Source organism: Paramaledivibacter caminithermalis DSM 15212, assembly GCF_900142245.1.
GTDB lineage: Bacteria > Bacillota > Clostridia > Peptostreptococcales > Caminicellaceae > Paramaledivibacter > Paramaledivibacter caminithermalis.
The window spans coordinates 1-6,162 of the sequence record NZ_FRAG01000102.1 but is presented as its reverse complement, the minus strand read 5'-3'; the positions used below and the strand labels follow the sequence as shown (position 1 = coordinate 6,162).

Here is a 6,162-nt window from a genome sequence, read left to right as displayed (position 1 = left end):
ACTATGTTCAAAACTATTACTACTGTTTGCATCAGTAGTAACAGCTATCCTCTCTCTACTTTGTTTCAAATGCTCTTTATTTCTTAATTTATCGCTTATTTTATAATGCCAATATTTGAATGGATGATAGCTAAGATTATTCTCTCTACACCACTGTGTTCCTGATAGCCCACTATCCTTATATTCTTTGATTCGTTTTTCCCATATTAATCTATCATTATTACTCATTCTCAAACCTCCTTGTGGAGATTATACCATGACTATTACGTTATTGATACGTGGGGAAGAATTGACGCTTACTATTAAACCATGTTCTATGCAACTACTTTATTTACTTCATTTTAAACATTTGCAAAATGAAAAAAGTTTATTTTTTTTTGACAATTATTATGTCCATCAAATAAACTTTTATCATCATGTATTTTAAAATTTTTCACGATTTTCCCCCAACCCCACTCTTTTTCCCATTCGTCTTTTCTGTCCATTTTTTATCCATTTTTCATTATCGACCATGTTTTTCAGTATTTTTTGGCTTTTCCCTTAGTCCTTAGACCTTAAAACGAAAATAGAGTTGTATCATGAATAAGGTTTAAGGATCAAGTTATAAGGAAACAATTTGTCCATTTTTCTTTCTGTTTTCTTTTCCATTTAATCTTCTCTATCCATTGATTTCACTGATGTTTAGGGATTAGGGTTAAGTGGTAAGGAATAAGGGGTAAAAAAGAAAAAACATGGTCTTAAAGATATCTTTGATTCTTTAAGAGCATGTTTTTGATAAAACTTTGTTTTCAGTTATATAACTTTCTTGCTGTTTTTTCTTTTTGATAGGACTTTAAATTGTTTATACAATTATATCATTGTTTTACAGCTCACGTCTTCCTTCCAAGGCCTTCGCTAGAGTTACTTCGTCAGCATATTCCAAGTCTCCTCCAACGGGTACACCATGGGCTATTCTAGTTACCTTTATCCCTATGGGTTTAACTAGTTTTGAAATATACATTGCGGTTGCTTCGCCTTCAATATTAGGATTAGTAGCAAGTATTATTTCATCTACATCGTCCTTTTGAAGCCTCATAATAAGCTCCTTTATCTTTATATCCTCTGGACCTATTCCTTCCATGGGAGATATTGCTCCATGCAAAACATGGTAAAGTCCATCATATTCTTTTATTCTTTCCATGGCTACAACATCCCTAGGGTCCTCTACTATGCAAATAATCCTTTTATCTCTTTTAGGATTTGTACATATACTACAAGGATCTATATCAGTGATATTAGAACATACTGAACAATACTTAGTCTTTCTTTTCGCATCTACTATTGCCTGTGCCAAATTCACAGCATAATCTTCTCTAGTATTTAATATATGAAAAGCTAATCTTTGGGCAGTTTTTCTACCTATTCCAGGCAATTTAGAAAACTCCTCAATAAGTCTTGCTACAGGTGGTGCATAATTTGACATATATTCACCTCCATATGTGAGACTAAAATCTGTATCAATATTATAGCTCAAAAGCCTGTCATCTGATTGACTTTGTCAACAATATGAGGCGAGTCTAGTGACTCGCCCATATTTAAAATAACCCTGGTATATTCATTCCACCTGTAATTTTGCCCATTTCCTTAGCTACCATCTCGTCAGCCTTTCTTATTGCCTCATTTACAGCAGCTACTATTAAATCTTGGAGCATTTCTACATCATCAGGATCTACTACTTCAGGTTTTATTTCAATATCTAATAATTCTCTTTTTCCATTTACCTTAACTGTAATAGCTCCTCCACCAGCAGTCACCTCTAATTCGCTTTCTTCAACCTTAGATTGCACTTCTTGCATTTGCTTTTGCATTTTTTGTACTTGTTTTAACATATTATTCATATTTCCAGGCATGCCCATTCTTCTTCCCTTTGCCATTATAATACCTCCAGTATATATTGTTTTTTTATTATAACATATTCAAGACCATAGACTTCTATTAATCTTGAATTCTTTATGCTTCACAAATAATTTAAGTTTATAGTATACAACATTTTTAATCGAGAAACTTACATAATTAACACTAATAATTTCGAAATACAATATGGAGATAGCTTTCTTAACTCTCTCTACTACATTTTATACTCCAAAATTTTTTAAATGTATTATGTAATTTCCTCAATCATTTAATCTCATTCTATTATTTCTAATTTATCCTCAAAATCTAAAAAATACTCCTTTACCATATTAATTTCTTTTTCCTTTTCACTTTCATTAGAATCCTCTACTATTTCATCAGATCCATTAGAAAAATCATTTAATTCATCCTCCATAACACATTTTAATCTTACCCTTTGACCTGTTATTTCTAATATGGCTGCTTCTATAAAATTACTATTACCTTTTTTGCTGGTAGCATCCCTATGAAATCCAAAGCCGTCTTTAAAGGCTATTATAAGTTGATTACCCTTAGTCTTTATAGGTTTTCCTTCCATCAAAAAAGCATGTATAGTAACTTTTCTTTTCTTAATTTCTTTTAAAATAGTATCCCATTTAGCTCTAATCTCTTTAAAATTTACATTGCTACTATGGCAGATAGTATTATTTTCATCTATATTATCTTTAACAATATCTTCTTTAAACTTTTTTTCACTTCTTATACTTGAATTAATATCTTCTTTTTTATTAGGGATTTCTACATCTTTATTAGTAATTTCTAAATCACCATTTTTTTCTATAAAAGAAGTATATTTTTCTTTAGCTTTTCCAATCTTTAAATTATAAAGCTTATTTTCTAATTTACTTACCCTATCCAACAACGCCTCAATAGATTCGTCCATCCCAGGCTGTATGAGCTTAACTATAGCTAATTCCAGCAAAATCCTTGGCTGGCTAGACCACTTTATTTCTGTCTCTGCTCTAGATAATACATCTATTGCTCTCATTATTGTATTCAACTCAAAATTTTTACCTTGAACCCTCAGTCTTTCAATATTCTCTTTCGACATATCAATTACTTCTTCTAAGCTTTCAGTCATCTTAGTCATCATCAAATTTCTAAAATGATTTATAAGGTCCTTTATAAATTGATTGATATCTTTGCCACTATTAATCAACTCATCTATTAACTGAATTGCTTTTTTTGAATTTTCATCATATATTGCATCAGTCAACTTGAAAAGGAATTCATCAGTAACTATCCCCAAAGTCTCTATAACTTTTTCATAGGTTAGGCTACCTTCAGAAAATGATATGCATTGATCAAGTATACTGAGAGAATCCCTTACAGCCCCATCTGAATTTCTTACTATAAGCTTAAGGGCCTCATCTTCAACCTCAACTTTCATCTGAGTACATATATGCTTTAATCTCTTAAAAATCTCATCAGAAATTACTCTTTTAAAATCAAATCTTTGACATCTCGAGAGAATAGTCGAAGGTATTTTCTGGGGTTCCGTGGTAGCTAACACAAATATTACATAGCTTGGAGGTTCTTCCAAGGTCTTTAGTAATGCATTAAATGCACCTTGTGACAGCATATGTACCTCATCAATAATATATACCTTGAATTTAGCCTTAGCTGGGGGATATTTCACGTTTTCTCTAAGCTCTCTTATGTTGTCAACTCCATTATTAGATGCTGCATCTATTTCAATAACATCCATTATGCTTTCATTGAGTATACCTTTACAAATCTCACATTCATTACATGGATTAAAGTCCCTAGGCGAAGGACAATTTATCGCCCTTGCAAAAATTTTAGCTGTAGAAGTCTTTCCTGTACCCCTAGTCCCACAAAAAAGATACGCATGGGCAATATTATCATTCTTAATTTGATTTTTTAGAGTCATGGTAATATGACTCTGACCAACCACTTCTTCAAAAACTGTTGGTCTCCACTTTCGATACAACGCTATATAGCCCATTTATTTCATCACCTTTAGTTAATTAATGTCCTTTAATTATATCATAAAAAAGCATGTGATTTAAACCACATGCTTATACATTAAAATATAACCTATTTACCCTTATCAAATACCATGAAATTACTATGTAGTCGTGCACCTGTCATCGACATAATGACATAGACGTAACCTAAACAGTTAGCTCAAACCAGGCACCCCTACGGCACACGAGAGGTCTTACTTACCGTTGCTTCCTTCCGGACCTGGCGGGGTTCATAAGTTCCCGTTGCGTAGGACCCAATTATCCTCACCACTTATTTAGGGCAGGCTCTACAAACATCATGCCTCCAACAGGAATTCAATCCTGCTACAGCGGGTTGCAGGTTACAGGGCACCGCTACCTCCCCATCTAGCACGACAAACTTTATAAACTTTTTAATGAACAATTACTTTTATAAATATAAAGAAAAAGTAATTGCATTAACTGGCGGAGAGAGCGGGACTCGAACCCGCGGGGCCTTACGGCCTTACACGCTTTCCAGGCGTGCCCCTTAGCCAACTCGGACATCTCTCCATATCTATCTTTCTCTTAACTTTTTAAAAAATTCCTTCATAATACCTGAACACTTATCACTCAAGACATTATATATAATTTCAGTTCTATGATTAAGTCTACTATCATCGACTATATTGTATAAGGAACCAGCTGCTCCACCCTTAGGGTCCATAGAACCAATAAAAAGCCTGCTAATTCTAGCCATGACTATAGCTCCAGCACACATAGGGCAGGGTTCTATGGTAACATACAAATCACAATTTGTCAACCTCCAGCCACCTAAGGCCTCTGAAGCTCTTCTAATAGCAATAATTTCTGCATGTGCAGTGGGATCTTTAGTACTCTCTCTTAGATTGTGTCCTCTGGCAATAATCTCATTATGTCTGACAATTACTGCTCCAATTGGAATTTCTTTAATATCGAAGGCCTTTTTTGCCTCTTTCAAGGCTTCCTCCATAAAAAATTCTTTCATCTTACACCTTTATTTAGACAAAATTAAATGCCATATGATTTTCTTTTAGATTTAGAGGTAAACAATTTCAAGGTTTAATAAATTTTAAGAAAAATGTAAAAGTGTTCATTATTTTCTCCGAAATTTATTTCAAATACTTACTAATCCTTTGTCTCTTATAATTTTTCTCTTAATAATAAAAATTTTATATAATAAAATGGTGCACCTGAGAGGATTTGAACCCCCGGCACGTGGTTTAGGAAACCACTGCTCTATCCTGCTGAGCTACAGGTGCACATTTAAAATTAATTAAATAACTATCAGCAAGGAATATGATACCATAAAAAATCATTTAATGCAAATATAATATTATTACATATATGGTATTATTGTGAAATATCAGTTTGATTATTCATTATTTTAATATTTATATAATCGTATCTTGTAGAATATCAAAAAACATTTATATCTATTCCATATACTTCTAAGTTTTTAAAAAATAAAAAGCCCGAAACACTTATGGTCAATACATTGTTTTTAGCCTTAATACCCTTTTTTACAAAAACTTTAATTCCATCATCTTTAAACTTCAAATAATCATCTTCATTGTGTGGATAATCCATAGTCACGTATGGAGTTGGTATTCTAACTCAGCATCCTGTTGCTCTAGTATCTATTTTTAATGTATTTTTGTTTTTATTCTCCAGATATTCTTTTACTTTATAATCTATTTTAACTTCCATAAAACTCCACCTTTTTATTTTTATGGTACTATACTTTATTACCATAGCTATTCTAACCACTTTTTGAAATAATCGTCTAGCTCATCTACCGTAACTTCCTCACAAACATTCAAGAAGTCTTCCGTTGTGGCTATTTTAAACTTATATCTATTATAATATATTTTTAAAATATTATAAAATATTTCTTTCTGCATGATAGTGTCAAGATACTGTAGGAAAAAAATTTAAAAAAAATTCTTATGTTCTGATGAAATTAAGCACCACGAACAGACTTGAGTAATTCACTAGCCCAAGTTCTTTTCCCAATATTCAAAACAGTTATATTATCAATTTTTTCTTCTACTTTTTTATTTAATTTTCTTTTTACAACTCTTTTATCTAACTTCTCGATTCTTTTTTCTTTCTGCTTTTCTTTTCTCTTTTTTATCATTGTTTCATATACTTTCCCACCATTGGCACGATGTACTCTTAGTCGTGCCATTTGATCAGCACCTACTATACTCCATGCTAATGGTCTAGAACTCAATCTAGC

The 6,162-nt window shown here is 32.2% G+C and carries 6 protein-coding genes, 2 tRNA genes, 1 other RNA gene and 1 pseudogene; all 10 read right to left on the bottom strand.

Annotated features, from left to right (window positions below; genetic code table 11):
• A partial coding sequence (gene tnpA / locus BUB36_RS18260; RefSeq protein WP_408633807.1) for an IS66 family insertion sequence element accessory protein TnpA occupies window positions 1-228 on the bottom strand: 228 nt, incomplete at its 3' end.
• 634 nt (window positions 229-862) lie between these two features.
• Entirely contained in the window at window positions 863-1,462 is a 600-nt protein-coding gene (recR, locus tag BUB36_RS18255; protein ID WP_073153627.1) for a recombination mediator RecR, read from the bottom strand.
• A 112-nt stretch (window positions 1,463-1,574) separates the two neighbouring features.
• Window positions 1,575-1,913: a YbaB/EbfC family nucleoid-associated protein gene (locus tag BUB36_RS18250; protein WP_073153624.1), complete on the bottom strand. Its 339-nt coding sequence runs from the start codon at window positions 1,911-1,913 to the stop codon at window positions 1,575-1,577.
• A 254-nt stretch (window positions 1,914-2,167) separates the two neighbouring features.
• Window positions 2,168-3,901 carry a DNA polymerase III subunit gamma/tau gene (gene dnaX, locus BUB36_RS18245; RefSeq protein WP_073153621.1) on the bottom strand — a complete coding sequence of 578 codons (1,734 nt, stop codon included), beginning with the start codon at window positions 3,899-3,901 and terminating at the stop codon, window positions 2,168-2,170.
• Between the two features lie 131 nt (window positions 3,902-4,032).
• Window positions 4,033-4,298, bottom strand: an RNA gene (gene ffs / locus BUB36_RS18240) — signal recognition particle sRNA large type.
• A 67-nt stretch (window positions 4,299-4,365) separates the two neighbouring features.
• A tRNA-Ser gene (locus BUB36_RS18235) sits at window positions 4,366-4,454 on the bottom strand.
• A 4-nt stretch (window positions 4,455-4,458) separates the two neighbouring features.
• Window positions 4,459-4,908 (bottom strand): tRNA adenosine(34) deaminase TadA, encoded by a 450-nt coding sequence (gene tadA / locus BUB36_RS18230; RefSeq protein ID WP_073153619.1) that lies wholly within the window; start codon window positions 4,906-4,908, stop codon window positions 4,459-4,461.
• A gap of 197 nt (window positions 4,909-5,105) precedes the next feature.
• Window positions 5,106-5,182: transfer RNA gene (locus tag BUB36_RS18225), tRNA-Arg, on the bottom strand.
• Between the two features lie 157 nt (window positions 5,183-5,339).
• Window positions 5,340-5,516, bottom strand: coding sequence for a hypothetical protein (locus BUB36_RS19925; RefSeq protein WP_165613149.1), 177 nt, complete (start codon window positions 5,514-5,516; stop codon window positions 5,340-5,342).
• Window positions 5,517-5,883: 367 nt separating this feature from the next.
• Window positions 5,884-6,162 (bottom strand): annotated as a pseudogene (locus BUB36_RS18220) (UPF0236 family protein); the annotation flags it as partial.